Annotated in this window: 27 protein-coding genes and 1 riboswitch; of the genes, 13 read left to right on the top strand and 14 right to left on the bottom strand. The window is 62.5% G+C overall.

Going from position 1 to position 26,663, the window contains the following annotated elements; translation table 11 throughout:
- The first annotated feature begins 116 nt into the window (after window positions 1-116).
- From GOQ28_RS10715 to lipA, 5 genes are all read left to right on the top strand, one after another.
- Window positions 117-1,361: a D-alanyl-D-alanine carboxypeptidase family protein gene (locus GOQ28_RS10715; protein ID WP_160356420.1), complete on the top strand. Its 1,245-nt coding sequence runs from the start codon at window positions 117-119 to the stop codon at window positions 1,359-1,361.
- A gap of 156 nt (window positions 1,362-1,517) precedes the next feature.
- Window positions 1,518-2,384, top strand: a complete 867-nt coding sequence (locus tag GOQ28_RS10710) for a D-amino acid aminotransferase (RefSeq protein WP_160349850.1) — start codon at window positions 1,518-1,520, stop codon at window positions 2,382-2,384.
- Window positions 2,385-2,417: 33 nt separating this feature from the next.
- Entirely contained in the window at window positions 2,418-2,693 is a 276-nt protein-coding gene (locus GOQ28_RS10705; protein ID WP_160349851.1) for a DUF493 family protein, read from the top strand.
- 22 nt (window positions 2,694-2,715) lie between these two features.
- Window positions 2,716-3,363, top strand: a complete 648-nt coding sequence (gene lipB, locus GOQ28_RS10700; protein WP_160356419.1) for a lipoyl(octanoyl) transferase LipB — start codon at window positions 2,716-2,718, stop codon at window positions 3,361-3,363.
- Window positions 3,364-3,441: 78 nt separating this feature from the next.
- On the top strand, window positions 3,442-4,446 hold the full coding sequence (gene lipA, locus GOQ28_RS10695) for a lipoyl synthase (protein ID WP_160356418.1): 1,005 nt from the start codon (window positions 3,442-3,444) through the stop codon (window positions 4,444-4,446).
- Here lipA and GOQ28_RS10690 read toward each other — a convergent pair.
- Complete coding sequence (locus GOQ28_RS10690) at window positions 4,443-5,009, bottom strand: cob(I)yrinic acid a,c-diamide adenosyltransferase (protein ID WP_160356417.1); 567 nt, start codon at window positions 5,007-5,009, stop codon at window positions 4,443-4,445. The genes lipA and GOQ28_RS10690 overlap by 4 nt on opposite strands.
- A gap of 227 nt (window positions 5,010-5,236) precedes the next feature.
- On the opposite strand from GOQ28_RS10690, the gene GOQ28_RS10685 reads away from it, so the two are divergent.
- Complete coding sequence (locus GOQ28_RS10685; RefSeq protein WP_236844313.1) at window positions 5,237-5,509, top strand: copper-binding protein; 273 nt, start codon at window positions 5,237-5,239, stop codon at window positions 5,507-5,509.
- Between the two features lie 11 nt (window positions 5,510-5,520).
- Here the strand turns inward: GOQ28_RS10685 and hslU are convergent, their stop codons facing one another.
- The 5 genes from hslU to GOQ28_RS10660 form a co-directional block, all read right to left on the bottom strand.
- Complete coding sequence (gene hslU / locus GOQ28_RS10680; protein ID WP_160349856.1) at window positions 5,521-6,855, bottom strand: ATP-dependent protease ATPase subunit HslU; 1,335 nt, start codon at window positions 6,853-6,855, stop codon at window positions 5,521-5,523.
- Between the two features lie 36 nt (window positions 6,856-6,891).
- Window positions 6,892-7,431, bottom strand: coding sequence for an ATP-dependent protease subunit HslV (gene hslV / locus GOQ28_RS10675; protein ID WP_160356415.1), 540 nt, complete (start codon window positions 7,429-7,431; stop codon window positions 6,892-6,894).
- A 179-nt stretch (window positions 7,432-7,610) separates the two neighbouring features.
- Entirely contained in the window at window positions 7,611-8,075 is a 465-nt protein-coding gene (gene dksA, locus GOQ28_RS10670) for an RNA polymerase-binding protein DksA (protein WP_160349858.1), read from the bottom strand.
- 55 nt (window positions 8,076-8,130) lie between these two features.
- Window positions 8,131-9,240 carry a CobW family GTP-binding protein gene (locus GOQ28_RS10665; protein WP_160349859.1) on the bottom strand — a complete coding sequence of 370 codons (1,110 nt, stop codon included), beginning with the start codon at window positions 9,238-9,240 and terminating at the stop codon, window positions 8,131-8,133.
- Between the two features lie 266 nt (window positions 9,241-9,506).
- A complete protein-coding gene (locus tag GOQ28_RS10660; RefSeq protein ID WP_160349860.1) occupies window positions 9,507-10,019 on the bottom strand; it encodes a Fur family transcriptional regulator in 513 nt (170 codons plus the stop codon).
- Window positions 10,020-10,238: 219 nt separating this feature from the next.
- Here GOQ28_RS10660 and GOQ28_RS10655 point away from each other — a divergent pair, with 219 nt between their 5' ends.
- The gene (locus GOQ28_RS10655; protein WP_236844303.1) at window positions 10,239-12,263 is read left to right on the top strand and encodes a TonB-dependent receptor domain-containing protein; all 2,025 of its coding nucleotides are present in this window, start codon (window positions 10,239-10,241) and stop codon (window positions 12,261-12,263) included.
- Between the two features lie 2 nt (window positions 12,264-12,265).
- Here GOQ28_RS10655 and xerC read toward each other — a convergent pair whose 3' ends face one another.
- Genes xerC through GOQ28_RS10630 form a run of 5 tightly spaced genes read right to left on the bottom strand, consistent with a single transcriptional unit; the run spans window position 12,266 to window position 16,673 of the window.
- Window positions 12,266-13,246, bottom strand: a complete 981-nt coding sequence (xerC, locus tag GOQ28_RS10650; protein ID WP_160349862.1) for a tyrosine recombinase XerC — start codon at window positions 13,244-13,246, stop codon at window positions 12,266-12,268.
- Between the two features lie 13 nt (window positions 13,247-13,259).
- On the bottom strand, window positions 13,260-13,931 hold the full coding sequence (locus GOQ28_RS10645) for a DUF484 family protein (RefSeq protein ID WP_160356413.1): 672 nt from the start codon (window positions 13,929-13,931) through the stop codon (window positions 13,260-13,262).
- Between the two features lie 7 nt (window positions 13,932-13,938).
- Complete coding sequence (gene dapF, locus GOQ28_RS10640) at window positions 13,939-14,853, bottom strand: diaminopimelate epimerase (RefSeq protein ID WP_160356412.1); 915 nt, start codon at window positions 14,851-14,853, stop codon at window positions 13,939-13,941.
- Between the two features lie 33 nt (window positions 14,854-14,886).
- On the bottom strand, window positions 14,887-15,777 hold the full coding sequence (locus tag GOQ28_RS10635; RefSeq protein WP_160356411.1) for a lysophospholipid acyltransferase family protein: 891 nt from the start codon (window positions 15,775-15,777) through the stop codon (window positions 14,887-14,889).
- On the bottom strand, window positions 15,774-16,673 hold the full coding sequence (locus GOQ28_RS10630) for a lysophospholipid acyltransferase family protein (RefSeq protein WP_160356410.1): 900 nt from the start codon (window positions 16,671-16,673) through the stop codon (window positions 15,774-15,776). Before GOQ28_RS10630 ends, GOQ28_RS10635 begins: the two co-directional genes overlap by 4 nt.
- Before the next feature lie 276 nt (window positions 16,674-16,949).
- On the opposite strand from GOQ28_RS10630, the gene metK reads away from it, so the two are divergent.
- Window positions 16,950-18,113 (top strand): methionine adenosyltransferase, encoded by a 1,164-nt coding sequence (metK, locus tag GOQ28_RS10625; protein WP_160356409.1) that lies wholly within the window; start codon window positions 16,950-16,952, stop codon window positions 18,111-18,113.
- A gap of 118 nt (window positions 18,114-18,231) precedes the next feature.
- Here the strand turns inward: metK and GOQ28_RS10620 are convergent, their stop codons facing one another.
- Both GOQ28_RS10620 and GOQ28_RS10615 read right to left on the bottom strand, forming a co-directional pair.
- Window positions 18,232-18,483 carry a DUF1289 domain-containing protein gene (locus GOQ28_RS10620; protein WP_160356408.1) on the bottom strand — a complete coding sequence of 84 codons (252 nt, stop codon included), beginning with the start codon at window positions 18,481-18,483 and terminating at the stop codon, window positions 18,232-18,234.
- Window positions 18,484-18,555: 72 nt separating this feature from the next.
- Window positions 18,556-19,446 (bottom strand): alpha/beta fold hydrolase, encoded by an 891-nt coding sequence (locus tag GOQ28_RS10615; protein WP_160356407.1) that lies wholly within the window; start codon window positions 19,444-19,446, stop codon window positions 18,556-18,558.
- A 183-nt stretch (window positions 19,447-19,629) separates the two neighbouring features.
- Window positions 19,630-19,750: riboswitch (S-adenosyl-L-homocysteine riboswitch) on the top strand.
- A 100-nt stretch (window positions 19,751-19,850) separates the two neighbouring features.
- Here GOQ28_RS10615 and ahcY point away from each other — a divergent pair.
- From ahcY to metF, 3 genes are all read left to right on the top strand, one after another.
- On the top strand, window positions 19,851-21,254 hold the full coding sequence (gene ahcY / locus GOQ28_RS10610; RefSeq protein ID WP_160349870.1) for an adenosylhomocysteinase: 1,404 nt from the start codon (window positions 19,851-19,853) through the stop codon (window positions 21,252-21,254).
- A gap of 162 nt (window positions 21,255-21,416) precedes the next feature.
- Window positions 21,417-21,752 carry a phage holin family protein gene (locus tag GOQ28_RS10605; RefSeq protein ID WP_160349871.1) on the top strand — a complete coding sequence of 112 codons (336 nt, stop codon included), beginning with the start codon at window positions 21,417-21,419 and terminating at the stop codon, window positions 21,750-21,752.
- Between the two features lie 24 nt (window positions 21,753-21,776).
- Complete coding sequence (gene metF / locus GOQ28_RS10600) at window positions 21,777-22,619, top strand: methylenetetrahydrofolate reductase [NAD(P)H] (protein ID WP_160356406.1); 843 nt, start codon at window positions 21,777-21,779, stop codon at window positions 22,617-22,619.
- A 45-nt stretch (window positions 22,620-22,664) separates the two neighbouring features.
- Here the strand turns inward: metF and GOQ28_RS10595 are convergent, their stop codons facing one another.
- Window positions 22,665-23,345 (bottom strand): 5-formyltetrahydrofolate cyclo-ligase, encoded by a 681-nt coding sequence (locus tag GOQ28_RS10595; RefSeq protein WP_160356405.1) that lies wholly within the window; start codon window positions 23,343-23,345, stop codon window positions 22,665-22,667.
- A gap of 11 nt (window positions 23,346-23,356) precedes the next feature.
- Between GOQ28_RS10595 and GOQ28_RS10590 the strand changes: the two genes are divergently transcribed.
- Window positions 23,357-25,483 carry a lytic transglycosylase domain-containing protein gene (locus tag GOQ28_RS10590; RefSeq protein ID WP_160356404.1) on the top strand — a complete coding sequence of 709 codons (2,127 nt, stop codon included), beginning with the start codon at window positions 23,357-23,359 and terminating at the stop codon, window positions 25,481-25,483.
- The gene (locus GOQ28_RS10585; RefSeq protein WP_160356403.1) at window positions 25,483-26,625 is read left to right on the top strand and encodes a CCA tRNA nucleotidyltransferase; all 1,143 of its coding nucleotides are present in this window, start codon (window positions 25,483-25,485) and stop codon (window positions 26,623-26,625) included. The genes GOQ28_RS10590 and GOQ28_RS10585 overlap by 1 nt, the downstream gene beginning before the upstream one ends.
- The last annotated feature ends 38 nt before the right edge of the window (window positions 26,626-26,663 follow it).

Genomic DNA, 26,663 nt, shown 5'->3' with positions numbered 1-26,663 from the left:
TGCTGCTCTCTACGAGGCCGTGCGCTGGCCGACCCGCCTGGGCTGCCCCAGCAGTCCAGTGAACCGTATCCGGCCCGCCCGTATGGGCTGCTTTTGATTGTGGACCCTATTTGCTGATGAAACTCACTCGCTCCTTCTCGCTTTCCCCTGCGTGTTCCCGCCGTGCACTGGCTGGCGCTTTGTCGGCTGTATTAATGGCGTCCACGCCCGTGTGGGCGCAGCAGCAATCGGCGGCGCCCGCTGCCGCGACCAGCACGGCCGCCTCGGCCGTCTTGCCGCAGCTGGCGGAACTCTCATCGGTGCCGGCGCCGACCATCGCCGCCCGCGCGTGGATCACCATCGACGTCAACAGCGGCCAGGTGCTCGCCGCGAACAACGCCGATATGCAGATCGAGCCGGCGTCGCTGACCAAGATCATGACGGCCTATGTGGTGTTCAATGCCCTGAAGGAAAAGCGCATCACGCTGGATCAGCAGGTGCCCGTGTCCGAGCAGGCGTGGCGCACGGGAGGCTCGCGCATGTTCATCGAGCCGCGCAAGCCCGTGACCGTCAATGAACTGATCCAGGGCGTCATCGTGCAATCGGGTAACGACGCCTCGGTCGCGCTGGCCGAGGCCGTTGGCGGAACCGAGGAATCGTTCGCCACGCTGATGAATCAGGAAGCCGAACGCCTGGGGATGACCAGGACGCATTTCAAGAACGCCACCGGTCTGCCCGACCCCCAGCACGTAACCACCGTGCGGGATCTGGCCAAGCTTGCCGTGGCCTTGATCGACGATCATCCCGACTATTTCCACTACTACAAGCAGAAAGAGTTCTCCTATAACAAGATCACGCAACCGAATCGCAATCGCTTGTTGTGGGCAGATCCTTCAGTCGATGGCATGAAGACCGGGCATACCGATGCCGCCGGTTATTGCCTCGTCTCCACCGCGATGCGCGGTGACCGACGCGTGTTGAGCGTCCTGGCGGGCGCTGATAGCGAGGCCACCCGCGCCGAGGAAAGCCTGAAGCTGCTGAACTGGAGCTTCCAGAATTTCGATTCGGTGAAGCTTTACGATCAAAGCCAGCCCGGCCTGGAAGCGCGCGTCTGGGAAGGCGCCGTCGAAACCGTGAAACTGGGCCCGCCCGCGCCGATCTGGGTAGCCGTCCCGCGTGGCAAGGCAGCCGAAATCAAACCCGTCGCGCAGCGCACCGACCCGCTGGTCGCCCCGCTGGCCAAGGGTCAGGACGTGGGCACTTTGAACGTCACGCTCGACGCCAAGGTCCTGCGCACCGCGCCGTTGGTCGTGCAGGAGTCGGTCGAGCGCGCTGGCTTCTTCGGCCGTATGATCGATCTGGTCAAACGGCAGTTCCAATAGGATATTTTGAAATGGCGGACAGGGACATCGCGCATCGCATTGCCGCGGTGCCTGTCTGCCCACGTCGCAGGCACAGCGAAAAGGCGCTCAGAACGCGACCCGTGCTGTGCCTGATTGCTATCTAGCACTCTCTACAGCTTACTCAGGAGTTATCCCATGATCCCCGGCATGCCAGGTGAAAGCCAGGTCTATTTGAACGGTGAATTCACCAGGGCGGACGAGGCCAAAATCTCGGTACTGGATCGCGGCTTTATCTTTGGCGACGGTATTTACGAGGTCGTGCCGGTCTACAACGGCAAACCGTTTCGTATGACCGAACACCTGAACCGCCTGGACCGCAGTCTGAAGGCCTTGAGCATCCCGCAGCCCAAGTCGCGCGCGCAATGGGAAGCGTTGGTCGATGAACTCAGCCGCCGCTCGGGGCTTTCCGATTGCCTGGTCTATCTGCAGGTCACGCGAGGTGTTTACAAGCGCGACCATGCATTTCCGAAAACCGCGATCGAGCCCACCGTATTCGGTATGGCCACCGAGTTCAAACGCCCCGGCAGCCAGGTGCGCGAGCACGGCATGCGCACCATCAGCATCGTCGATGAACGTTGGTTGCACTGCGAAATCAAATCCACTTCCTTGCTAGGCAATGTGCTGGCGCGGCAGCGTGCCGTCGAAGCGGGCGTTGATGAAGTCGTGCAATTTCGCGATGGTTTTCTCACCGAGGGCTCGTCGAGCAATATCTGGGTCGTGTCGGGCGGCAAGCTGATGGCCCCGCCAAAGAACAACCTGATCCTGGAAGGCGTGCGCTATGGCTTTATGGCCGAGCTCGCCGAGGAAATCGGTATTCCGTTCGAGTCGCGTCGCATTACGCAGGACGAGGTTGTGCAGGCCGATGAACTCCTGTTGACCTCCGCGAGCAAAGAAGTCCTGCCGATCGTGGAAATGGATGGCCGCGCGATTGGCGCGGGTGTTCCGGGTCCGATTTATGCCAAATTGCGGGCGGCGTATGATGCCCGTATTGCGGCGTTATAAACCGGTAACGCCTTTGGCCTACGGTAGATTGCTATGAAGACGATTGCACCCGAAGACTCTCTGATCGAATATCCCTCGGACTTTCCTATCAAGGTGATGGGCAAACATCATCCGGAACTTGCCCAGATTCTCACCGAGGTCGTGCTGCAGTTCGATCCGGAATTCGATCCGGCGACCGTTGAGATGCGGCCGAGCAAGGGCGGCAACTATCTCGGCTTGACGTTCACCGTGAGGGCGACCTCGCGTGAACAGCTCGACGCGCTGTATCGCGCGCTGCATGGCCACGACATGGTGTCCATCGTTCTCTAAAAGCCGGCGGTTTGTTAGCAACATGATCAAATGGCTGCCCCGTCCTGCCGATTACGGTACTACTTGGCAGGACATGCGTGCTTTTACCGCGGCGCGCGATGCGACGACGGCCGATGAAATCTGGCTGTGCGAGCATGCCCCGGTGTATACGCTGGGGCAGGCCGGCAAAATGGAACACCTGCTCAACCCCGGCGCGATTCCGGTCGTGCCCTGTGACCGGGGCGGGCAGGTGACGTATCACGGCCCGGGTCAGGTCGTCGCCTATACCTTGTTTGATTTGCGCCGTGCCGGTTTGTACGTGCGCGATTATGTCCGCCTGTTGGAAGATGCCGCCCTGGACACCTTGCGCCATTTCGGCATCGACAACGCGTGTCGTCAGCCGGGCGCGCCCGGGGTTTATGTCCCCTACGGAGACGCGGGCCAATTGGCCAAAATTTCCGCCCTGGGCATCAAGATCCGGAATGGATGCGCCTATCATGGGCTGGCGCTGAATGTGGACATGGATCTTTCCCCGTTTCGGGGCATTAATCCCTGTGGCTACGAGGGTCTGGTGACCGTGGACATGGCCACCTGTGACGCCTCCTGTGACCTGCCCGAGGTGGGCGAGGTCCTGGCCGGCCGCCTGGCGGCCCTGCTGGCCGCGCGGGCCGCACAGCCGTTGGAAGTGTGACACGTTAAAATGCAGGTTTTCTCTCCCCGTCCCGCGCGCCTGGCCGCGCCGCGCGTCGGTCATGATGAAGGGTAATGTATGTCTACGCTTGAGCCTACCGCTGGATCCACCGATGTGACAGCGGCGGCGCCCGCTTCGGCGCCTTACGACGCCACCCAAAAGCAAAAATCCCAAGCCAAGACCGCCCGCATTCCGATCAAGGTGGTACCCGCAGAACGCCTGAAAAAGCCGGAATGGATCCGTGTCCGGGCCGCTGCGCCGGGTTCGCGTTTCTACGACATCAAACGTATCCTGCGCGAGCACAACCTGCATACCGTCTGCGAGGAAGCTTCTTGCCCCAACATCGGCGAATGTTTCGGCAAGGGCACGGCGACCTTCATGATCATGGGCGACAAGTGCACGCGCCGTTGCCCGTTCTGTGATGTTGGCCATGGCCGCCCCGATCCGCTCGACGCGAACGAGCCCGAAAATCTGGCACGCACCATCGCCGCGATGAAGCTGTCGTACGTCGTCATCACCTCGGTGGACCGTGATGATCTCCGCGACGGGGGTGCTGCGCATTTCGTGGACTGCATCTCGCGTATCCGCGCCTTGTCGCCCTCGACGCGCATCGAGATCCTGGTGCCCGATTTCCGTGGCCGTCTGGAGCGCGCGCTGGCGATTCTGAACGCCGGGCCTCCCGATGTGATGAACCACAACCTGGAGACCGTGCCGCGTTTGTACATGCAGGCGCGCCCGGGGTCGGACTACGCGCACTCGCTAAAGCTGCTGGCCGAATTCAAGCAGCTGCATCCCGAGGTGCCGACCAAGTCCGGGCTGATGCTGGGCTTGGGCGAAACGGACGAAGAGATCTTGCAAGTCATGCGCGATATGCGCGCGCATGGCGTGGACATGATTACCATCGGCCAGTATCTGCAGCCGTCAGAGCATCACCTGCCGGTGCTGCGCTACGTGCATCCGGATACCTTCGCGATGTTCGAGCGCGAGGCCTACGACATGGGCTTCACCCACGCTGCCGTGGGTGCGATGGTGCGGTCTTCCTATCATGCGGATGAGCAGGCGCACGCGGCGGGTGTGAATTAACCTGCCGGTTTGACCCTCGATTGGGGGCTGGTCCAGAACACATCCGGCACGTCTTGCGCCTGATTCAGCGCGCGCGCCAGGACAAACATCAGATCGGATAAGCGATTCAAGTATTGCTGGACCGATCGATTTACGGTGTCGCGCCGCCCCAGGCTCACCACCGAGCGTTCCGCCCGCCGGGCGACCGTGCGGGCCAGATGCGCCAGCGCGGCCTGTCGGCTGCCACCGGGCAGGATGAATTCGCGCAAAGGCGGCAGGCTGGCGTTGTAGTGCGCCAGTCGCTCATCGAGGAACGCGATACGTGCATCCGCCAACGCGGTGTGGCCGGGGATGCACAGTTCCGCGCCCAAGTCGAAGAGGTCGTGCTGGATCGCATTCAAGTCAGCTTGAACGCTAGCGGGTAGTGGCTCGGTGCGCAGCAGGCCGATGACGGTATTGAGCTCGTCCACATCGCCCATTGCGGCGATGCGCGGCTCGTCTTTAGCCACCCGGCTGCCATCGCCCAACCCGGTCGTGCCGTCGTCGCCCGTACGGGTGGCGATCACGGATAGTCGGTTACCCATAGGTATGTGTTCTCGCGGTGCTGACATGCCCGCTAGTGTAGTGCGCGCGAGCCGGAAGCCAGAAAGCGTTATCCTGTACGTATTACGCCAAACCGGAATTCCTCTTTGGGAAGCCGGCGGCAGGAATCAGGAGTTGCTGTATGAAAGGGATAGGAAAGCTGGCCAGGCAGACAATCGCAGCGGCCAGTCTGATCGGGGCAACCGGATTGGTATCAAGCGCGCCCGCCATGGCGGATGAAAGCAAGGCGAGCAGCAATGCCACCACGTCCAGCGCTCGCGATGCGACGGCCACGGCCAGTGGCGAGGTACGCCGCGTGGACAAGACTGCTGGCAAAGTGGCCCTCAAGCATGGTGAGATCGCGGCGCTGGAATTGCCCGCGATGACGCTGGTGTATCTGGCAACGCCGGCCATGCTGGTGGATATCGAGCCGGGCGACCGTGTCAGGTTCACAGCCGCCCGGCGTTCGGGTCAATATATCTTGCTGGAAATCGGCAAGTAGCGCCCGAGGGTTTATAGGACGTAGCGCGCCAGATCCTGGCTCGCCGCCGTCTCCGACAGCTGCGCGTCCACGTACGCCGCGTCGATCTTGACCGTCTTGCTGCCCGCGGACGCAGCGTCGAACGACAGCTCGTCCAAGAGCTTTTCCATGACCGTGTACAGACGGCGCGCGCCGATATTCTCGGTGCGCTCGTTGACCGAAAAGGCCAGCTCGGCCAGGCGCTCGATGCCGTCGGTCGTGAATTCGAGCTCCACATCCTCGGTCGCCAGCAAGGCCGAGTACTGCTTGATCAGCGAAGCGTCCGTATCGGACAGAATGCGCACGAAATCCTGTGCCGACAGCGATTCCAGTTCCACGCGGATCGGGAAACGGCCCTGCAGTTCTGGGATCAGATCCGACGGACGCGACAGGTGGAATGCGCCAGAGGCGATAAACAGGATGTGATCGGTGCGAACCATGCCGTAGCGCGTATTCACCGTGGTGCCTTCAACCAGCGGCAGCAGATCGCGCTGCACGCCCTGACGCGACACATCGGCGCCACCGCTTTCCTGACGGGCGGCGATCTTGTCGATTTCGTCCAGGAAAACGATGCCGTTCTGCTCGACGTTCGCGATGGCGGCCGTGCGCAGATCGTCTTCGTTGATGCGCTTGGCGGCTTCTTCCTCGACAATGAGCTTGAAGGCTTCTTTCACCTTCATTTTCTTGGGCTTTTTCTTGTCGCGCGCCAGGCCGGCGAACATGCCGCGCAGCTGCTCGGCCATTTCTTCCATGCCGGGCGGCGTCATGACATCCATCTGCGGCACGGCCTGGGAGACTTCGATCTCGATCTCCAGATCGTCGATCTTGCCTTCGCGCAGACGCTTGCGGAACGTCTGACGGGCGCTGCTGTCATCGTTGCGCTCGGGTTCGCCCGAGGCATTGCGGGCCGGCGGCACCAGGGCGTCGAGAATGCGATCCTCGGCGGCGTCTTCGGCCTGGGTGCGCACGCGGCGCATTTCCTGCTCGCGGGTCTGCTTGATCGAGTATTCGGTCAGGTCACGAATGATGGTGTCTACATCGCGGCCGACGTAGCCGACTTCGGTGAACTTGGTCGCTTCGATCTTGATGAAGGGCGCGTTGGCCAGTTTGGCCAAGCGGCGGGCGATTTCGGTTTTACCGACGCCCGTGGGCCCGATCATCAGAATATTTTTCGGGTGAATCTCATGGCGCAGGGGCTCGGGCACCTGCTGGCGGCGCCAGCGGTTACGCAGCGCCACGGCGACCGCGCGCTTGGCGCGCTGCTGGCCGATGATGTATTTGTCGAGCTCGGAGACAATCTCTCCGGGGGTCATGGAGGATGCGGACATTAGCGAAATCCTTCTGCAGTCGGCCGAAGAGGGCGGTTACTCGCCCAGCGTTTCGATGACGTGATTCTGATTGGTGTAGATGCACAGGTCGCCGGCGATTTCCAGCGACTGTTTGACGATGGCTTCGGGCGCGAGCTCGGTATTGCGCAACAGCGCGAGCGCTGCCGATTGCGCGTAGGCGCCACCGGAGCCGATGGCGGCCAGGCCATGCTCGGGCTCGAGCACGTCGCCATTGCCGGTCAGCACCAGCGTGTGTTCGGCATCCGCCACGATCAGCATGGCTTCCAGGCGGCGCAGCACGCGATCCGTGCGCCAGTCGCGCGTCAGTTCGACAGCGGCGCGCATCAGGTGACCCTGGTGTTTTTCCAGCTTGGCTTCGAAACGCTCTTGCAGCGTAAAGGCGTCGGCCGTGGCGCCGGCAAAACCCGCCAGGATTCTGTCGTGATACAGGCGACGGATCTTGCGCGCGGTGCCTTTGATGACGATATTGCCCAGCGTGACTTGGCCATCGCCGCCGAGGGCGACCCGGTTGCCGCGACGCACGCAGACGATGGTAGTGGCGTGAAATTGTTCCATGCGTTCCTTCCTATGAAGGGATGATATGGGGTCGCCTCTCACGGTTTCAAGGTGGAGCGCGAGCAAAACATTATCCGTCCCGGTTCAAGAGGACGCTATCGGACAAGCGTCGCGCACGCATGAAAAAGGGCCGTGGCGGAGATCGCCACGACCCTGCAAGACCAACAATCCAGAACGGATCAGTCGCCGTAGAGTTTCTGACGCATTTCGCGGCGCTCCTGCGCTTCCAGCGACAGGGTAGCGGTGGGGCGCGCGAGCAGGCGAGGAATACCGATGGGCTCGCCCGTTTCTTCACACCAGCCGTATTCGCCGGAATCGATGCGAGCAATCGATTGTTGCACCTTTTTCAAGAGCTTGCGTTCGCGGTCGCGCGTGCGCAGCTCGAGCGCGTGCTCTTCCTCGATGGTGGCGCGATCGGCCGGGTCGGGCACGAACTGCGTTTCGCGCAGGTGCTCCGTGGTCTCGCCAGCGTTAGCCAGGATGTCCTGTTCGAGTTGCTTGAGCCGCTCTTTGAAGAAAGCCAGCTGGCGATCATTCATATATTCAGACTCGGGCATGGCCAGCAATTCTTCTTCGCTGGGCAGATCAATCGCCGTATCGCTCGCCGACTGGTTTAATTGTTTGGTTGCTGCCTTGGTAGCCATGAAAACACTCCACTATGAATCGATCCTGGCGCGACACGCGCGTCGGGACGGGATGTCAACCCGCCAGGCACTGCTCTAGACCCCGGGTAAAAATCTCCTGGGGTAGTTTGCGGCCGATGAAAACCATCTTGGTGGATGGTTTCTCGGCTGCGGTCCACGGTTTGCCGGGTTCGGCGCCCATCATCATGTGCACGCCCTGGAACAACATGCGGCGGTTCAGGCCTTTCATGTACAGGATGCCCTTGTAACGCATCAAATCAGGGCCGTAGACCTGCACCACGCCGCCCAGGAATTCTTCCAGGCGCGCGGGGTCGAACGGCTTGTTCGAGCGGAACACGAACGCGCCGATCTCGTCGTCGTGGTGCTTGTGATGATGGTGATGATGTTCGTGATGGCAATGCGCCCCGCATTCGCCTTCGTGGTCATGATCGTGGTCGTGGCCATGTCCATGGTCGTGATCATGATCGTGCGCGGCGTCGGGGTGCTCATCGGCCAGGAATTCCGGGTCGATGTCGAGAATGGCATTCAGGTTAAAGCCGCTGATGTCGATGATGGACTTCAGATCGACTTCGCCAAAGTTCACGGGCGTGATCGGCGCGCGCGGATTCATACGCACCAGACGGGCGCGCAGGGCCTCGTAATCGGCATCGTTGACCAGATCGCGCTTGGAAATCAGGATGCGATCGGCGAAGCCGACTTGTTTCTGCGCCTCGCTCTGGGCGTCCAGCGTCGCCATGCCATGCTTGGCGTCAACCACCGTGACAACCGCGTCCAGGCGGTAGTATTCGGCGATTTCATCGTCCATGAAGAACGTCTGGCACACCGGGCCGGGGTTGGCCATGCCGGTCGTCTCCAGAATCACGCGTTCGAAATTCAGCTTGCCCGCCTGGCGCTTGGCGCGCAGATCGGCCAGCGTGCGCATCAGGTCGCCACGGACCGTGCAGCAAACGCAGCCATTGCTGAGCTCGACGATTTCTTCTTCGCTATCTTGCACCAGCAGATCGTTGTCGATGCTTTCCGGTCCGAATTCGTTTTCGATCACGGCGACGCGTCGACCGTGGAATTCGGTGAGGATGCGCTTGAGCAGGGTGGTCTTGCCCGCACCGAGAAAGCCGGTGAGGATGGTGACGGGAACCATTTTGTCCAAACTGCGCTGGGTATTCATGGCAAGGCGATAAGCTAAATGCTTCAGGCGCAGGAGGCGCCCGAGGCGGAAATGATGGCGGTCGCGGGTTGCGACCGGACGCAGGATTACAGCACAGTCGGCCCAGGGGGGCAAACTCGGGACAACCCCTGAATCTTTCTAGCGTTACGCAATGCAACTCTAGGCCGTGGACCGCGTGGAGCAACTATATGGAGGCTTTCAAGCAATTTTCAAGCCCAGGGATGAATCCCGGACTCGGCGCGCGTTGGCGGGCATACGGGCTGGCGCTAGTGCTCATGCGGGTGCGAGGAGCCCTCGGTTGCGTGAGCAGAGGATTTTTTCTGACATTGCGGGCAGAGCGCACGGATTTCCATCTCATGCGTGGCCAGGGCGAATCCGGTACGCGCCACGCGCTCGGCCAGTTGCCGGCTCATCGCCGGGTCGCTGACCTCGGCCACCGCGCCACAGCCGGTACACACCACCAGCAGATCGTGGGGCTCGCCCCCGGCGTCGTGGCAGGCGGTCCAGGCGTTGACGGCATCGAGGCGGTGGATCAGACCTTCGTCCACCAGAAAATCGAGCGCCCGATAGACGGTGGGAGGCGCCGCGCCAGGATGTTCAGCCCGCATCGCGTCCAGCAGTTCATAGGCCTTCAGGCTGCGGCCATGGCGTAGCAACAACTCCAGCACCTTGCGACGGATAGGCGTGAGCCTGCGGCCGCGCTCTTCGCAAAGCGAATCGGCGATGGTGAGTTGTTCGTCCACGGAATTCGGACGGGGTGTACGCGACGAAGTGTGCATTGAAACGGGGGGCAGCCAAAAAGCGGCGGTCAGGCAATGCTGCGAAGGTATCAGAAAACGGCGTTCTCGGGAGCAAAGGCGGACGCTAAGCCTACGCCAATTTGGAATGCATCCTGCAATTGAAATGTTATATCATTCCCATTCTTTGAAACGATATAACATTACATTAACAAGACGATGAACCCGACGCCATCCGCTCTGTGCCTTGTCCTGTCCTGCATGCTCGGGCACACCGCCCCATCGTTCGCCGAGACCGGCGAACGTCCTGATGCCGAATCCGCAGCAACCCTGAGCCCGATCCGGGTGGCCGCCAACCCGCTGGGCTTGACCAGTGACCTCATGGCGCTGCCCGCGCTGGTGTTGGACGGGCAACAACTCCTTATCCGTCGCCAAGGAACGTTGGGCGACACCTTGAACGGTCTGCCCGGCGTGCATGCGGATACCTTTGGCGGCGGCGCCAGCCGTCCGGTGATCCGGGGCCAGACGGCGCCGCGCGTCAAAGTGGTTTCGGACGGATCGGATCTGATGGACGCCTCGGCCATATCGCCAGACCACGCGATCACGATTGAACCGCTGCTGGCGGATCGCATCGAAGTGTTGCGAGGGCCATCGACGCTTTTATTTGGGGGCGGGGCCATAGGCGGGGTGGTAAACGTGCTCGACCGTCGCATTCCCACAGCCATCCCGGAGCGCGGCATCGAGGCCGACGCCGAAATACGTGGCGCGACTGGCACGGGCGAGCGCTCTGGCACGGTGGGTATCACCGCCGGCGCCGGCGAACTGGCGGTGCGGGTCGAAGGTTTGAGGCGACGCACCGACGACTATCGTGTGCCGGACTGGAGCAGCAAAACTCTGGCGGGCTCGTATAGCGAATCCTCGCAGGGCAGTCTGGGCTTGTCATGGGTGACGCCGCGAGGTTACGTGGGCGCGGCCTTTACCTATCTGGACAGCAAGTATGGGCTGCCCGGTCATAGCCACGAGTACGAGGATTGCCATCCGCACGGCTCGCATTTGCATTGCGGGGGGCATCATGATCACGACGAGGAGCATGACCATGGGCATGAGCACGAACATGGCGATGATCAAGCTCCCTACGTCAAATTGCGCAGTCAGCGCGTCGATGTCCGCGCGGGTTACACCGATCCGTTCGCGGGCGTCGAGGAGATCCGGTTTCGGGGTGGGCTGACCGACTATCAGCACCAGGAAATAGAACATGGTGAAGTCGCCACGACGTTCAAGAACCGAGGGTACGACGCCCGCCTGGAATTGGTTCATAAGCCGCTATACGGATGGCACGGCGTGATCGGGCTGCAGAATTCGTTCAGCAACTTTCGCGCCGACGGTGAGGAAGCCTTCTTGCCGCGCAGTGATACGCGGGCCACCGGTCTGTTTGTGCTCGAAGAATATCGGTGGCGCGACTGGCGATTCGAATTGGGCGCGCGCCATGATTGGCAACGCATCTCTCCGGAAGGCGGTAACGCGAGCACTCATCAATCAGGCACGTCTTTGTCGGCGGCAGCGATCTGGGACTTCGCGCCCGCCTACTCCATTGCGCTGTCCCTGGCTCGCTCGCAGCGCTTGCCCACGGCGCAGGAGCTGTATGCCGACGGCGTGCATCTGGCGACCAACACGTATGAGATTGGCAATGCTTCCTTGGGAAAAGAGACCTCGCACAATATCGATCTGACCTTGCGCAAGCATGAAGGCGACACGACCTTCAGCGTCAGTGCATTCCATAACCGGATCCATGACTACATCTACGCCCGCACGCTGGACCGGTTCGAGGATTTCCGCCTGATCGAGTATGCGCAGCATGATGCGGAGTTCACCGGGATCGAGGGCGAGGTCAATCATCAATTCACCAGCGTGTGGTCCGCCGGCGTATACGGCGACTACGTGCGGGGAAAACTCAGCTCTGGTGATGGCAACCTGCCGCGCATCCCGGCGGCGCGGCTCGGGGTGCGGGTCAACGCCAAATGGCAGGCGTGGGCGGCGGGGGTGGAATACGCCCACGTGTTTCGCCAGAGCCAAAACGCGGATGATGAATCCAGTACTGCGGGGTATGAGATGCTCAATGCCATGGTGAGCTATCGCGGACGGTGGGATTCCGACGTAGGGTACGAGGTGTATCTGCGCGGCACCAATCTGTTAGACCGGCTGGCGTATAACCATGCCTCGTTTCTCGCCACCAGCGCGCCGCTCGCGGGCCGCAGTGTCTTGCTGGGCGCGCGAGTCATGTACTAAAGCTAGGACTTACGACCGGCTCGCGGGTGTGCTTGGTCGTAGACCTGCGCCAGGTGCTGGAAATCCAGTCGTGTATAGATCTGCGTCGTGGAAATGTTGGCATGACCCAGCATTTCCTGCACGGCGCGCAGGTCTTGGGCCGATTGCAGCACGTGGCTGGCGAAACTGTGGCGCAGCACGTGGGGATGCACGTGGGTAGGCAGGCCCGCGGCCTGGGCCAGCTGCGCCAACTGCGCGCGTACGACGCGGGGGTTGATGCGTCGTCCTTGCTTGCCGATGAATAGCGCATACCGATCGCTCACCGTGGCGTGGGCAGCGCAGAGTTGCGCGCGGACTTCCATCCAGCTACGCACGGCGAGCAGGGCGGCCTGGCCCACCGGCACCGTGCGGCGTTTGCCGCCTTTGCCCAGCACGATGACTTCGGCTTCGTCGAAATGGATCCAGCCCATCGACTCGTAGTCTGTCGAGCGGGTGTATTGCAGGTCCAGACCGGTCAGCTCGGATAAGCGCAATCCGCTCGAATACAACAACTCGAACATGGCGATGTCGCGCAACCCAGCGGGGTCATTGGTCAGGCGCGCCGGGGCGTAGTCTAAGAGGGCCTGCGTTTGCTCCACGGACAACGCTTTAGGCAGGCCGCGAGGCGCTTTCGGCGCGCGTACCCCGGCAACCGGGTTCGCGGTCAGGCCGACAATCGGCGCCCACCATTGATAAAAGCCGCGCCAGGCGGCCAAGGTGCGAGCCAGGGTGCGCGGCCCGGCGCCTTGCGCGTGCAGCTTGGCCACGAATTGCCGGACATGGGTGTGCCCTAGCGTCTCGAGCGTCAGATTCGCGGACTGGACAAGGGAGTTCAGTTGGCGCAGATCGCGCCGGTAGGCGTCCAACGTACGCGGCGAATAACGTTTATGCGCGCGCAGATGCTCCAGCCAGTCCTTCAGCGACCCGGACAGCGTCGTATCGGGGGCGGATGCCGGCTCGACCATGTGCGCGGCAGATTCAGACCGCAGGAACCATCAGGCGGCGCAGCGCCGCCGAAGCGAGACGGCCGATGGCTTCGAGAAACACGGTGCCCATTTCCGGATTGAAGCGCGTGGGGTCGTCAGAGCCCAGTACCAGCAGGCCGACGCTAGGCCCATCGACCTCCAGCCGCAATGGGATGAGGGCCAGGGACTGCGGTTTGGCGTCGAGCCAGCTGACGGCTTCGAACGAGGTCTCGTTGCCGCAGTAAGGCGTTTTCAGACTATCGGTAAAGTCGCGCACATCCTGCGACACCGCTGCGCCATAACCGGTGGCGGGCTGACCGGGCAGATTCCACAGCCGCAGGCCCACATGGTTCAACTCGAACTGTTCCGCCAGGCCCAGGGCGATCTCGCCCGGCAGACGCTGAGGATCGCTTTCCCCCAGCAGCCGCGCACACCATTTGGACACATGGTCGCCGATGGTCTCGTTCGAATTCGCCTGATTGATGAGCTCATTGAGCTGCCATTCGAGCGCGCGATTGCGTTCGCGCAAGGTCAGGACTTGTCGCTCGCCCAACGAAATGGCCCGGCTGGCGTGGGGGTGCGGCACATGCAGTGCGGCGAAGACCTCGGCGTGCTGATCGAAGAACTCCGGATGGTTCTGCAGGAAATCGGCGATCTCCTGGGCGGTGTAAGCAGGTTCGGTCATGGTTCAGCTATCGGCCCAGGGCCATGGAGAAAACCAGCTTGTCGATATCGACCTGGCCGTTATAGACAGAAGTGGCGGGCCCGGTCATGCGCAGACGTTCGCCATTCCAATCGATGGTCAGCACGCCTCCCCGCGTATGCACCCGCACGGGCGTATCCAAGAGGTCGCGACGAATGCCCGCCGCCACGGCCGCGCACGCGCCGGTGCCGCAGGCCAGCGTTTCGCCGGCGCCGCGTTCATACACGCGCAGGCGGATCGTGTGGCGGTCCACGACTTGCATGAAGCCGGCGTTCACGCGCCGCGCGAAGCGTGGATGACTTTCCACCAAGGGGCCAACGATGGAGACTGGCGCCGTGTCCACGTCTGCCACTTGCTGCACTGCATGCGGGTTGGAAATCGCCACCGCCGACACCAGCACGCTGCGAGCAACGCCGTCGGGCGCGCCGGGCAGATCCAGCTCCCAGAGCGTGTCTTCGCCTTGGCGCTGCGATGCCAGCCCCTGCACGTCAAACGGCAGCGCCGACGGATCGAAACTGGTCACGCCCATGTCCACGGTGACTTGCTCGTCCGCGCCTTCGTCCAGCACGATCACGCCCGTGGCGATCTCCGCGCGCAGCGGGTTACGCTCTGACAGGCCTTGTTCATGCACGAAGCGCACGAAGCAGCGCGCACCGTTGCCGCAATGCTCGACCTCGGAGCCATCGGCGTTGAAGATGCGGTAGCGGAAATCCGCGTCGGCACGCGTGGCGGGCTCGACCAGCAGAATCTGATCCGCGCCGATGCCGAAGTGCCGATCGGCCAGCGCACGGGCGCGTTCGGCCGTGAGTTCGATGGTTTGGCGCACGCCGTCGAGCACGACAAAGTCGTTGCCCGCGCCGTGCATTTTGGTGAAGTTCCAGATCATCCGGGGATTATCGCCCATTACGCGCGGGGCGTGGGCGAGCCCCTGCCGGCGTTAATAGTATTTCTTCTCGCCCAACGGGCGCGTTTTAAAACGACGGTGCACCCAGTAGTACTGGCTGGGGCAGCGGCGCACCCAACTCTCGATATGCAGATTGAGCCGGGCGGTGGCTTCTTCCAACGACCCTTCGCCGGGGAAGTCGGCCAAGGGCGGCATGACCTGGACATGGTACTTGCCGGTGGCGGGATCCCAGAAATCGATCACCGGCAGTACCGCCGCGTCCCATTTGCGCGCCAACTGCGCGGTGGCTTCGAGTGTCGCGGCCGGAATGCCGAAAAACGGCACAAATACCGCGCCTTGACGACCAAAATCCATGTCCGGCAGGTAATACACCGGGCGCGGGGCGCGCAGATGCCGGATCAGATCGCGCACGCCATCCTTGCGGCTCACCAGGAACACTTCATTGAAACGGCCGCGACCGCGCCGCACGATCTCGTCAACGGCCGGGTCGCTCTGCGGCGTGTACATGGTGGCGCTGCTGGGCACCTCCATGGTCAACCGGGTCGCGGCGGCATCCAGCGCGACAAAGTGGGGCGCGAGCAAGAGGACGCGTCGCCCCTCGGCAATCAACGCATTGATGCGCTCGCTGCCTTCGGCCGTCACCATCTCGCGAATGGCCTCGGGTGTGCCATACCAAAGCACGCCACGGTCCACGATGGTTTGCGCCAGGGCGCGAAAGTGCGCGCGCATCAGGGATTCACGTTCGGCCTCGCTCAGTTCGGGAAAACAGAGCTTCAGATTCAGCCGAACGATACGCACGCGCGAGCGCGCCAGGTGACGTGTCAACCATCCCAAGGTCGCGCCGATGCGCTGCCGTGTCGCGGGACGCACGCGGCCAAACCACGCGAACAGCGCGTTGAGCAGCTTGAACTTCAGATCTGTCATGGGGTGTCGGTTCCGGTCGGCGTTTGCCCGGCCGTCGTGTTGTCCGGCATGGGTGGGGCAGGCGGTGCGCCGCGCGGGGTTTTGTAGCGGTTGTAGCTCCACAGGTACTGCTCTGGCATCTGCCGGATCAGCTTTTCCATGGCGGCGTTAAACAGGGTGGCCTGAGCTTGTGGATCGTCTGGCAGTGGCTCGGGCACGCGGGAGAAATGGATGCGCCAGCCCCGGCCGCGGGGCAGACGTTCGCCGGCCAGCACGATGACTGCCACGCCGGTCTGCGCGGCCAGCTTGCCGGCCAGCGTCATGGTGTAGGCCATGCGGCCGAAAAAGGGCGCCCAGACGCCGTCGCCTTCGCCCGGCGCCTGATCGGGCAATAAGCCCACCGTGCCGCCTCGGCGCAGCGTGCGCACGAACTCTCGCACGCCTTGCCTGTTGGCTGGCACCGCCTGAAGCCCCGGCGTGTTGCGCGCCGTGTCCAAGAGCGGCGCGAACGCCGCCATACGCGGCGGGCGGAACATCACTGTCACGGGGATATGACGCGCGATGGCGACATAGCGCGCCGTGATCTCAAAACATCCCAGGTGCGGCGTCAGAAACAGGATGCCGCGATTCTCGGCCAACGCCTGCTCGACTACGTGGAAATCGTCGCTGACGGTCTTGGCCAGGCTCTCCTCGGGTCGAAACCAGACCTTGGGCATCTCCATCATCATCGCGCCCGTCTCGGCGGCAGCCCGGCGCGCGAAAGACGGATCCGGGTAGCCCGCCTGAGCCGCATTGGCGCGCAGACGTTGCCGATAACGCCCAGGAAACGCATAGACCACACGGCCCAGGAATCGCCCCAGCACGTGCAACACGGGCAAAGGCAGCAGGGCGATGAAGCGAAACAGAGCTAGCAGCATGCGGGTCCGGGCAGGATCGCAGCAAGCGGCTGCGACAGGGCCAAAGATAAGCGTATGAATTTATGCAATAAGCATTGACCCGACATTTTCGCCTAAAATGGGTTCTGTCGCCGAGTTAACCGACAACTTGCGGGGCGACGTCCGTGACGCAGTTCGTGTCTCTGACAAAATCCGCTAAAGCGTCGCGCCCCGATCGTTCTTCATTCAGGTTCAGATCTGGCGCTACGCGCCTCGTAACCTGTGTTCCGGCTTTGCCGGTTTCGTAAGGACGTATCCGTGGCCAGTAACGATTTTCTTTTTACCTCTGAATCCGTCTCCGAAGGGCACCCGGACAAGGTCGCAGACCAGATTTCCGACGCCATTCTTGACGCCATTTTCACGCAAGACCCCAATGCCCGCGTGGCAGCCGAGACCTTGTGCAACACCGGCCTCGTGGTTTTGGCCGGTGAAATCACCACGACCGCCAACGTCGACTACATTCAGGTCGCGCGCGATACGATCCGTCGTATTGGCTATGACAATACGGAATACGGTATCGACTACAAAGGCTGCGCGGTGCTGGTGGCCTATGACAAGCAGTCTCCCGATATCGCTCAGGGCGTCGATCGCACCTCGGACGATTACCTGAATCAGGGCGCTGGCGACCAAGGCCTGATGTTCGGCTACGCCTGCGACGAAACGCCGGACCTGATGCCCGCACCGATCTGGTATGCGCACCGCCTGGTGCAGCGCCAGAGCGAGCTGCGCAAAGACGGCCGTCTGCCCTGGTTGCGTCCGGATGCCAAGTCGCAAGTGACCTTCCGTTATATCGATGGCCGCCCGGCCGAAGTCGATACGGTGGTGTTGTCGACCCAGCACGCGCCGGAAATCTCGCAGTCGGCGATCCGCGAGGCGGTGATCGAAGACATCATCAAGCCCAGCTTCCCCGAGGGCCTTATCACGCCCAAGACGAAATTCCTGGTCAACCCGACCGGCCGTTTCGTCATTGGCGGCCCGCAAGGCGACTGCGGCCTGACCGGTCGCAAGATCATCGTCGACACCTACGGCGGCGCTTGCCCGCACGGCGGCGGCGCGTTCTCGGGCAAGGATCCGTCCAAGGTGGACCGTTCGGCCGCTTACGCCGCGCGCTATGTGGCCAAGAACATCGTCGCGGCCGGTCTGGCCCGTCAGTGCCAGGTGCAGGTGAGCTACGCCATCGGGGTAGCCGAGCCGATCAACATCACGGTGTACACCGAAGGCACCAGCGTCATTCCTGACGACCAGATCGCCAAGCTCGTGCGTGAGCACTTCGACCTGCGTCCGAAGGGCATCGTCAACATGCTGGATCTGCTGCGTCCCATTTATTCCAAGACAGCGGCCTACGGTCACTTTGGCCGCGCCGAGCCGGAATTCTCGTGGGAAGCCATCGACAAGGCGCAGGATCTGAAAAAGAGCGTCTGATCGCACTCAGACACTGATCGGCCCGGGCGACTCATAAAGCCTCCCGGGCCGGCAGATGGATTGATAATCCGTCTCGCGTGATACGCCACGGGCCGCACTAGCGCGCCGCGTGGCGTTTTTATTTGGGGCGCCGCGGATATCCCTGGGCGCGGATCCGCGTCCAGACGATTTGTTTTTCTTCCTCGGTCATAAAGACCCAGTTGGACACTTCCATGGCGCTGCGACCGCAGCCGCGGCAGATTTCGTCGAACAGGGTCGAGCAGATTGCCACGCACGGAGAGTCGGTCGCGACAAAGGCTTTTTGGGTCGAATCGGGTTCGCTCGCGGCGGGGGCGTCGCCGACGGGGGGTGAAGAAGGGGTGTTACGCATTCGCCGCAGCTTAGCATCTCGCTTGCGTCCCCGATTGCATAGCCCTGGCGTAGCGTCGGATATCCGGGCTTCTCACGCGGTGCCGAATAGCCGGTGCGCCTCTTCGATGATCAGTTCGGGAACCTCCTCGGCCAGATAATGTGCGCCGGGTAGTGCTCGCCCGTCGACATCGTCCGCGATGGCACGCCACAATCCCAGCACATCGAAATTGCGCCCGACCGCGCCGCGCTCGCCCCAGAACACGCGCAGCGGCATGCGTAGGCGCTCGCCCCGCGCACGGCCTTCGCGGTCGTGGTCCAAATCGATCGTGGCGGCGGCGCGATAGTCTTCGCAAATGCCGGTGGCCGTACCGGGCAGGGCCGCGCATCGCTCATATTCCGCCAAGGCTCGCGGGTCGAACAGCGCCAGTCCGCCCGGCCGTCCGCCCATGATGGAACGCACATAGAACTTGGGGTCGTACGCGATCATCGTTTCCGGTCCGGGTGCGGGTTGAATGAGCCAGAACCAGTGATAGTAGGCTTGGGCAAAGGCGCGGGTCGTGCCTTCATACATGTCCAGCGTGGGTGCGATATCCAGCAGCATCATGCGGCGTACGCGTGACGCATGATCAAGCGCCAGACGATGCGCTACGCGCGCGCCACGATCATGCGCGAGCACATCGAATTGCGCATGGCCCAACGCCGTCATCAGTTCTGCCATATCGCGCGCCATTTCGCGTTTGGAATACGGCGCGTGGTCCGGCGTAGCCGCTGGTTTGTCGCTATCGCCATAGCCCCGCAGGTCCGCCGCCACGCAGGTGTGGTGGCGGGTCAGCTCGGGCCACACGCGATGCCAGATCACATGCGTTTGCGGATGTCCGTGCAACAGCAGCAGTGGTGGGCCATCGCCCGCTACCCGTGCTGCGATTTGCACGCCGTTGACGGTGTGTTTCTGGAGAGGCAGATCGAAAAGGCTCGGGCTCATGTCGGCTCCTAGGTGGTGGCTTATGGTAGCGTCCAAGGAATAGAGGCGTCACCTGCCCCCCGGCTCCTGGCCGCGCAACGACCGTGTGCCAGCCACGCGCGGGGCCTTGCCAGCGCACACGTAGATTGGATATTCACGGGCCTTCGGCTTGCGCAGTTTCATCCAACCGGTACAATTCATTTCAGTCCTGAGGAGCGCTGCGACGATCCCCGGCTGCCCTTTGCGGGCGCCAGGCGGGTTGCCAGGCTCAGGAATCTCACCAGACGTCGCCAGAGGCGGCGTCCAGCAACGGCGCTCACCTTTGTCGCGGCAGGCGGTAAAGGCGGGCGCCTTTTTCATGATCAGGTGTTCCGTACGGCTGTCCGCGGCATGCGTTGCCGTTGATATTTTGGAGCACTGATTACATGACTACCACCACTGATTATCTCGTTGCGGATCTCTCGTTGGCCGGCTGGGGCCGCCGCGAACTGGCGATCGCCGAAACCGAAATGCCCGGCCTGATGGCCATCCGCGAGGAATTCGCCGCCAGCCAGCCGCTCAAGGGCGCGCGCATCGCCGGCAGCCTGCACATGACCATTCAAACCGGCGTGCTGATCGAAACGCTGGTTGCGCTGGGCGCCGAAGTCCGCTGGGCTTCGTGCAATATTTTCTCGACGCAGGATCACGCAGCGGCCGCCATCGCCGAGGCCGGCATCCCCGTGTTCGCCGTCAAGGGTGAGACGCTCGAAGAATACTGGCAGTACACGCACCGCATTTTCGAATGGCCCGAAGGCCGTCACGCCAACATGATCCTGGATGACGGCGGCGACGCCACGCTGCTGCTGCACCTGGGCGCCCGCGCCGAGAAAGACGCGTCCGTGCTGGACAAGCCGGGCAGCGAAGAAGAGCGCGTGCTGTTTGCGGCCATCAAGGCCACGCTGGCGCGCGATCCCAAGTGGTATTCCACGCGTCTGGCCGAGATCAAGGGCGTGACCGAGGAAACCACCACCGGTGTTCATCGCCTCTACCAGATGTCGCAAAAGGGCGAGCTCGCCTTTGCCGCCATCAACGTCAACGATTCGGTCACCAAGTCCAAGTTCGACAACCTGTACGGTTGCCGTGAATCGCTGGTCGACGGCATCAAGCGCGCGACCGACGTGATGGTCGCCGGCAAGATCGCCGTGGTGGCGGGCTATGGCGACGTGGGCAAGGGCTGCGCGCAGGCGCTGGCCGCGCTGCGCGCCCAAGTCTGGGTCACCGAAGTCGACCCGATCTGCGCGCTGCAAGCCGCGATGGAAGGCTACAAGGTCGTCACGATGGAAGAAGCCGCGCCCATGGCCGACATCTTCGTCACGGCGACCGGCAACTATCACGTCATCACGCGCCAACACATGGAGGCCATGAAAGACCAGGCCATCGTGTGCAATATCGGTCACTTCGATAACGAGATCGACGTCGCCAGCATCGAAGACCTGCAATGGGAAGAGATCAAGCCCCAGGTCGATCACGTGGTGTTCCCCGATGGCAAGCGCATCATTCTGTTGGCCAAGGGCCGTCTGGTGAACCTGGGCTGCGCCACCGGCCACCCCTCGTTCGTGATGTCCTCGTCCTTTGCCAACCAGACCATCGCGCAAATCGAGCTCTTTACGCGCAACGACGCGTACGAGCGCGGTCAGGTCTATGTGCTGCCCAAGCATCTGGACGAGAAAGTCGCGCGTCTGCACTTGAAGAAACTCGGCGCCAATCTGACCACGCTGCGTCAGGATCAGGCCGACTACATCAACGTGCCGGTCGAAGGCCCCTTCAAGCCTGCGCACTATCGCTATTGATCGTGTAGCACAATAGGTGGATGCTTAAGGCTGTGCCGTGGCATCGTGGGGGCGCCTCTCGCGGGGGTCCCACGGTCATGGCACGGCGCCGTTCCATCTGGCCGTTGTACCTGAGGGTGTAATGGGTTCTGCCTGCCAGGGCGTTTTACCGGAGAGACCACGATGACTTTGATCTTAGTTTGGCTGTTGAATGCGGTAGCGTTGCTGATTGTGGCGTATCTGTTGCCCGGCATCACTGTGGTGGGCTTCGGGTCCGCACTGATCGCGGCCCTGGTGTTGGGCTTGTTGAACATGTTGGTCAAGCCGGTGCTGGTCTTGCTGACCTTGCCCATCACGATTGTCACGCTAGGCCTGTTCTTGCTGGTGCTCAACGCGCTGCTGTTCTGGCTGGCGGGGTCGATCTTGAAGGGTTTTCAGGTCAATGGATTCTGGTGGGCGGTGGCCGGCGCGTTGTTGTATAGCATCATCTCGGGCCTGCTCTCGCGCCTGATTCCCTGATTTGATATTCTTTTTTGATTTCTGATGACTGGACCTAATACTGCGGCTCTGAGCCTGGAGTTTTTCCCCCCGCGCGATATCGCCGCTCAAGAGCGGTTGGTACGCACGGCCAAGCAGCTGCTGGCGATTCAGCCACGTTATGTGAGTGTGACGTTCGGCGCGGGCGGGTCCACCCGCGCCGGCACGGCCGATACGGTGCGCATGCTGCAAAACCTCGGTTGCGACGCTGCGCCGCATTTGTCTTGCATTGGTTCGACCCGTCAGGATCTGCGTCAGATTCTGACGGCCTATCGTGATCAGGGCGTGCGTCGGCTGGTGGCGTTGCGTGGGGATTTGCCCTCAGGGATGGGGGGCGATGCGGGCGAGCTGCGGTATGCGGCGGATCTGGTGGCCTTTATTCGCCAGGAAATGGGCGATGCGTTTCACATCGAGGTTGCCGCCTATCCGGAAATGCACCCTCAGGCTTCGAGCCCGCAGGCGGATCTGGATCACTTCGTGACCAAGGTGAACGCCGGCGCGAATGCGGCGATCACGCAGTACTTCTTTAACGCGGATGCGTATTTTGATTTTGTTGATCGCGCGCAGAGTAAAGGAGTGACGATTCCGATTGTGCCGGGGATTATGCCGATTACCAACCATACGCAGTTGGTGCGGTTTTCGGAGATGTGCGGGGCGGAGATTCCGCGCTGGATTCGGCTGCGGTTGGCGGAGTTTGGGGATGACAAGGCGTCTATCCGCGCGTTTGGCGTGGATGTGGTCAGCCAGCTTTGCCAGAATTTGCTGGATAACGGGGCGCCGGGCTTGCATTTTTATACGCTGAATCAGGCGGATGCGGCGTTGGCGATCTGGCGGGAATTGGATTTGTAATCGCGTGAGTGGTCAGCGGCTCGCAGCGTGGAAAACCCTCATGCACTAACGCAGCATGAACGAGCCTATGACGCCGCCGGTCGGCGCGCTCGGTCCTAACAAGGGTGGCTCGGGTACCCATCCATCCGGGGTCAATATCGCGTCCAGACGTTCATCATGGGCGGCCGGAACGTACTCGTCTTCTAAAAAGCCCTCATTCCATGCAATACCGATACTGGTGAAGGCGTGTCCGGTCTGGCGCAGATCCGCCAGCGTGCGGTCATAGTATCCGCCGCCATAGCCCAGGCGATCCGCCTGCAGTGTGTACCCCAGCGTGGGCACCAGCACGACGTCGGGACGCACGACGGGGCGATCGGGGGAGGGTTCTTGTACGCCCATCGCGCCACGCTGCAGCGCGTCGCCGGGCACCCAGGCGCGAAATTCCAGCGGCGCATCCGGTTCACGGATGGCGGGCAGCGCGACAGAGATGCCGGCTTGGGCCCATTGCTTCAGTAAGGGCCGCAAATCCGGTTCTCCCGTCAGGGGCCAGAACGCCGCCACGGTGGCGGGGGCCGCGTTGCCTTGTTTGCTGGCCTGCTCGCGCACCGCGTTCAGCCAGGTAAAGAGGCGACCGCGCATCAAGAGCGCGCCCCGGCTGCGCTGCGCCTCCGGGATCTCGGTGCGGGCCTGGCGTAATCGCGTCCGTAACGCGACTGCGTTATTCTGTGCAGTATTTTGATCGTTCATGCGGGTCGGTGATGCAGCAGTGGCTTGAATCCAGACGTTATCAGAAATCGGCGACCGCGGAGTCTCGTCGCGCGCTGACCGCAGGCACGGGGGATCGGCGTTTCAGGCGGTGGTTGCCTGCGCTGGCCTTGATCACCGTGGCCTGTTCCTCTGTTGACGCGCAACAAAAGCAAGTGTCGGCCGCTGGGCCCGCGCATGCCTCGTCGGCCAGGCTGCATGTGCCGCCTGTCAAACTGGCGGGCTTGCCGCCGACGCCGCAAACACCCGCGTTCCAGGCCGTGATGGCCGCGCGCGAGGCGTACGAGCGCAAGCAATGGTCCGCGCTCGGCATGGTCGCGCCGCAGGCGCGTGGCGATGTTCTGGGCGATTATCCGCAGTTCTGGCTCTTGAATTATCAGGTTTGGAACGCGCCCGCGGCGCAGTTTCCCAAAGCCGAGGTGCAGCAGTTCCTGCGAGAAAAACAGAATACGTATCTTGGTGAGCGCCTGCGTGGCAATTGGATACTCGCCGCCACGCGCCGTGGTGATTTCGAAACCGCGCGTGAGCTGGGCGAGGTGCCAGAGGCCGGTTCGCAGACGCAATGCGCCATGCTCGAAGCCCGGCATATGACGGGCCAGCGCGCAAAGCCGCACGAGGCGCTGGCCGTCTTCAAGCCGGGTACGGATTGTTGGAAACTCTACGATCAGCTGGTGGCCGACGGCGTGCTGGGTTGGGAGCAACTACAACCCCAGCTTCGCGCGGCCATCGAGGTCAATGAGCTCGCGCACGCGCGCAAGTTCGCCGCCTATCTTTTCGAACCTCAAGACCAGAAAACCTACGACGCCTTGATGAAGAGCCCGATGAAATGGCTCACGCGTCAGGATCACCAGCGTATCGGCCGTAACGAAAAAGAGCTGGTGGCGATCGCGCTTGCACGGTTGGCGCGTCAGGATCTCGATGTGGGAGACAGCTATCTCCAGCGCGAATGGGCGTCGCACCTGACCAAGTCGGACCTGGCTTGGGTGCGCAGTCAGTTTGCGTTGATTGCTGCGCTGAATCTCGATAGCCGCGCGGATGCCTGGTATCGCCAGGCTGGCAACGCGGTGGAGCTGACTGAATACAACGCGGCGTGGCGTGTGAGGTCGGCACTGCGTCAACCAAAAATCGACTGGCGCTGGGTGGAGGACTCGATCAACCACATGCCGAAATCCCAACAAGAAGAACCCGTTTGGATCTACTGGAAAGCACGCGCCGACGCCGCGCGCGGCCGTCATGAACAGGCGCGTCGCGGCTATGCCAGCATTGCCGATCAATACAACTTCTATGGCCAACTGGCCGCCGAAGAGCTCGGCCGCAGCATCACGGTGCCGCCACGTCCGGCGCCCGTGACGGATGCCGAGATGCAAGAGGCCCGGGCCAACGCCAGCTTGCGCCGCGCGGTGCATCTGTTCCGCCTGGGATGGCGTTCGGAGGCGGTGGGAGAGTGGAATTACGCGCTGCGTGGCATGTCCGATCGTCAGCTGCTGGCCGCCGCCGAGCTGGCCCGCGCCGAAGACATTTACGATCGAGTGGTCAACACCTCGGAGCGCACTCGCAACGAGGTCGACTTTACGCAACGGTATATCGCCCCGTTCGAGGGTCGTGTCACCGCGCAAGCCAACTCGATCGGATTGGATCCGGCATGGGTGTATGGCTTGATCCGCCAGGAATCGCGATTCATCATGAATGCGCGCTCGCATGTCGGGGCATCGGGACTGATGCAGCTGATGCCCGCCACCGCCAAGTACGTGGCCAGCCGGATTGGCATGGCGGACTTCACGCCCGCTAGCGTCAACGATTTTGACACCAACACGATATTGGGCACGAACTATCTGAATATCGTGCTGCAGGGTTTAGACGGCTCGCAGGTGCTGGCCAGCGCGGGATATAACGCGGGCCCCGGGCGCCCCAAGACGTGGCGCGCCAAGCTCTCGCATCCCGTGGAAGGCGCGATATTCGCCGAGACGATTCCGTTTACGGAGACCCGTCTGTACGTTAAACACGTGCTGTCTAACGCCACTTACTACGCCGCCATGTTCTCCGGGCAACCCCAGTCTCTGAAGGCGCGCCTGGGCGAAATCGTCCCGCCTGGCGTTGTGCGGACTGCGGAGAGTCGGTGATGGTCGCGAGTTCTTCCTCTGCAGGGTCTGTCGCCGCCGCGGTGCAGGGTTTAGCGCACGACGACACCGTCACCGGCCTGCAGGTGTACATCGTGGGCGGTGCCGTGCGCGATGCGCTATTGGGTTTGCCCGCCGGCGACCGTGACTGGGTGGTCGTGGGCGCGGCCCCCGAGGAAATGACCCGGCGCGGCTTTATTCCGGTAGGCGGCGACTTTCCGGTGTTTCTTCATCCACGGACCAAAGAGGAATACGCGCTGGCTCGTACCGAGCGCAAATCCGGCCGTGGCTATAAAGGATTTACGTTCTACACCGGCGTTGATGTGACGCTTGAGCAGGATCTGCAGCGACGCGACCTTACGGTCAATGCGATCGCCTGCACACCGGATGGCCAACTGCAGGATCCGCTAAACGGCGCGCGCGATCTCGAAGCGCGCGTGTTGCGCCATGTAGGCGAGGCCTTTGCCGAAGACCCGGTGCGGATACTGCGCCTGGGCCGCTTCGCCGCGCGGTTCGCTGAGTTCCGCGTCGCTGACGAGACCATGGCGCTATGCCGGCGCATGGTCGAAGACGGCGAGGCCGATGCTCTTGTGCCGGAACGCGTATGGAAAGAACTGTCGCGTGGCCTCATGGCGGCGACACCGTCGCGCATGTTGGATGTGCTGGCACAATCCGGCGCGCTGGCGCGCGTGATGCCGGAACTGCAGGAGGTGGCGATTGTCGGCCAGGATCTTGATCGCGCCGCGGCACGCGAGCAACCTCTGCCCGGACGCTATGCCTTACTCTGCCGTCTGACGCCGGAGCGTGATGCTTTGGCCCGGCGCCTGCGCGTGCCGGGCGAATGTGCCGATCAGGCGCGTTTGCTGCCTTTGATGTTGGAGGCGTTGCACGCGGACGATGCCGAGGACCAACTGGGGCTGATCGAGCGCACCGACGGACTACGCAAGCCGGAGCGGTTCCTGGCAATGCTCGATGCCGCGACGGTGGTGATTGCGGCCGAGGTTAACGCGTGGCGCGCGCGGCTGGACACGGCCCGCGGGGTGGATGCGGGGGCAATCGCCAAACAACACAGTGGCAACCCTGGCGAGATCAAAGCGGCCGTACGTGCCGCGAGGTTGCAAGCGCTGCAATCGCTGCGGCATTAAGCCGCCGGATTCGCTGTGGAGCGCCGTTCAGTATGCGC

The organism is Bordetella sp. 02P26C-1 (assembly GCF_009763255.1).
Taxonomy (GTDB): Bacteria; Pseudomonadota; Gammaproteobacteria; order Burkholderiales; family Burkholderiaceae_B; genus Bordetella_A.
This window is presented reverse-complemented; position numbering and strand designations above follow the sequence as displayed.

Bases quoted from the DNA above. Each gene is read 5' to 3' on its own strand.
- dapF (WP_160356412.1), bottom strand. From the start codon at position 14,853: ATGGGCGATAATCCCCGGATGATCTGGAACTTCACCAAAATGCACGGC.
- GOQ28_RS10645 (WP_160356413.1), bottom strand. From the start codon at position 13,931: ATGACCGAACCTGCTTACACCGCCCAGGAGATCGCCGATTTCCTGCAG.
- metF (WP_160356406.1), top strand. From the start codon at position 21,777: ATGACTGGACCTAATACTGCGGCTCTGAGCCTGGAGTTTTTCCCCCCG.
- GOQ28_RS10630 (WP_160356410.1), bottom strand. From the start codon at position 16,673: ATGCTGCTAGCTCTGTTTCGCTTCATCGCCCTGCTGCCTTTGCCCGTG.
- GOQ28_RS10655 (WP_236844303.1), top strand. From the start codon at position 10,239: ATGCTCGGGCACACCGCCCCATCGTTCGCCGAGACCGGCGAACGTCCT.
- ahcY (WP_160349870.1), top strand. From the start codon at position 19,851: ATGACTACCACCACTGATTATCTCGTTGCGGATCTCTCGTTGGCCGGC.
- GOQ28_RS10605 (WP_160349871.1), top strand. From the start codon at position 21,417: ATGACTTTGATCTTAGTTTGGCTGTTGAATGCGGTAGCGTTGCTGATT.
- hslV (WP_160356415.1), bottom strand. From the start codon at position 7,431: ATGGAACAATTTCACGCCACTACCATCGTCTGCGTGCGTCGCGGCAAC.
- lipB (WP_160356419.1), top strand. From the start codon at position 2,716: ATGATCAAATGGCTGCCCCGTCCTGCCGATTACGGTACTACTTGGCAG.
- GOQ28_RS10665 (WP_160349859.1), bottom strand. From the start codon at position 9,240: ATGAATACCCAGCGCAGTTTGGACAAAATGGTTCCCGTCACCATCCTC.
- GOQ28_RS10710 (WP_160349850.1), top strand. From the start codon at position 1,518: ATGATCCCCGGCATGCCAGGTGAAAGCCAGGTCTATTTGAACGGTGAA.
- GOQ28_RS10585 (WP_160356403.1), top strand. From the start codon at position 25,483: ATGGTCGCGAGTTCTTCCTCTGCAGGGTCTGTCGCCGCCGCGGTGCAG.
- GOQ28_RS10635 (WP_160356411.1), bottom strand. From the start codon at position 15,777: ATGACAGATCTGAAGTTCAAGCTGCTCAACGCGCTGTTCGCGTGGTTT.
- GOQ28_RS10590 (WP_160356404.1), top strand. From the start codon at position 23,357: ATGCAGCAGTGGCTTGAATCCAGACGTTATCAGAAATCGGCGACCGCG.
- hslU (WP_160349856.1), bottom strand. From the start codon at position 6,855: ATGTCCGCATCCTCCATGACCCCCGGAGAGATTGTCTCCGAGCTCGAC.
- lipA (WP_160356418.1), top strand. From the start codon at position 3,442: ATGTCTACGCTTGAGCCTACCGCTGGATCCACCGATGTGACAGCGGCG.
- GOQ28_RS10620 (WP_160356408.1), bottom strand. From the start codon at position 18,483: ATGCGTAACACCCCTTCTTCACCCCCCGTCGGCGACGCCCCCGCCGCG.
- GOQ28_RS10595 (WP_160356405.1), bottom strand. From the start codon at position 23,345: ATGAACGATCAAAATACTGCACAGAATAACGCAGTCGCGTTACGGACG.
- dksA (WP_160349858.1), bottom strand. From the start codon at position 8,075: ATGGCTACCAAGGCAGCAACCAAACAATTAAACCAGTCGGCGAGCGAT.
- GOQ28_RS10705 (WP_160349851.1), top strand. From the start codon at position 2,418: ATGAAGACGATTGCACCCGAAGACTCTCTGATCGAATATCCCTCGGAC.
- GOQ28_RS10690 (WP_160356417.1), bottom strand. From the start codon at position 5,009: ATGGGTAACCGACTATCCGTGATCGCCACCCGTACGGGCGACGACGGC.
- GOQ28_RS10615 (WP_160356407.1), bottom strand. From the start codon at position 19,446: ATGAGCCCGAGCCTTTTCGATCTGCCTCTCCAGAAACACACCGTCAAC.
- xerC (WP_160349862.1), bottom strand. From the start codon at position 13,246: ATGGTCGAGCCGGCATCCGCCCCCGATACGACGCTGTCCGGGTCGCTG.
- GOQ28_RS10685 (WP_236844313.1), top strand. From the start codon at position 5,237: ATGGCGGATGAAAGCAAGGCGAGCAGCAATGCCACCACGTCCAGCGCT.
- GOQ28_RS10660 (WP_160349860.1), bottom strand. From the start codon at position 10,019: ATGCACACTTCGTCGCGTACACCCCGTCCGAATTCCGTGGACGAACAA.
- GOQ28_RS10715 (WP_160356420.1), top strand. From the start codon at position 117: ATGAAACTCACTCGCTCCTTCTCGCTTTCCCCTGCGTGTTCCCGCCGT.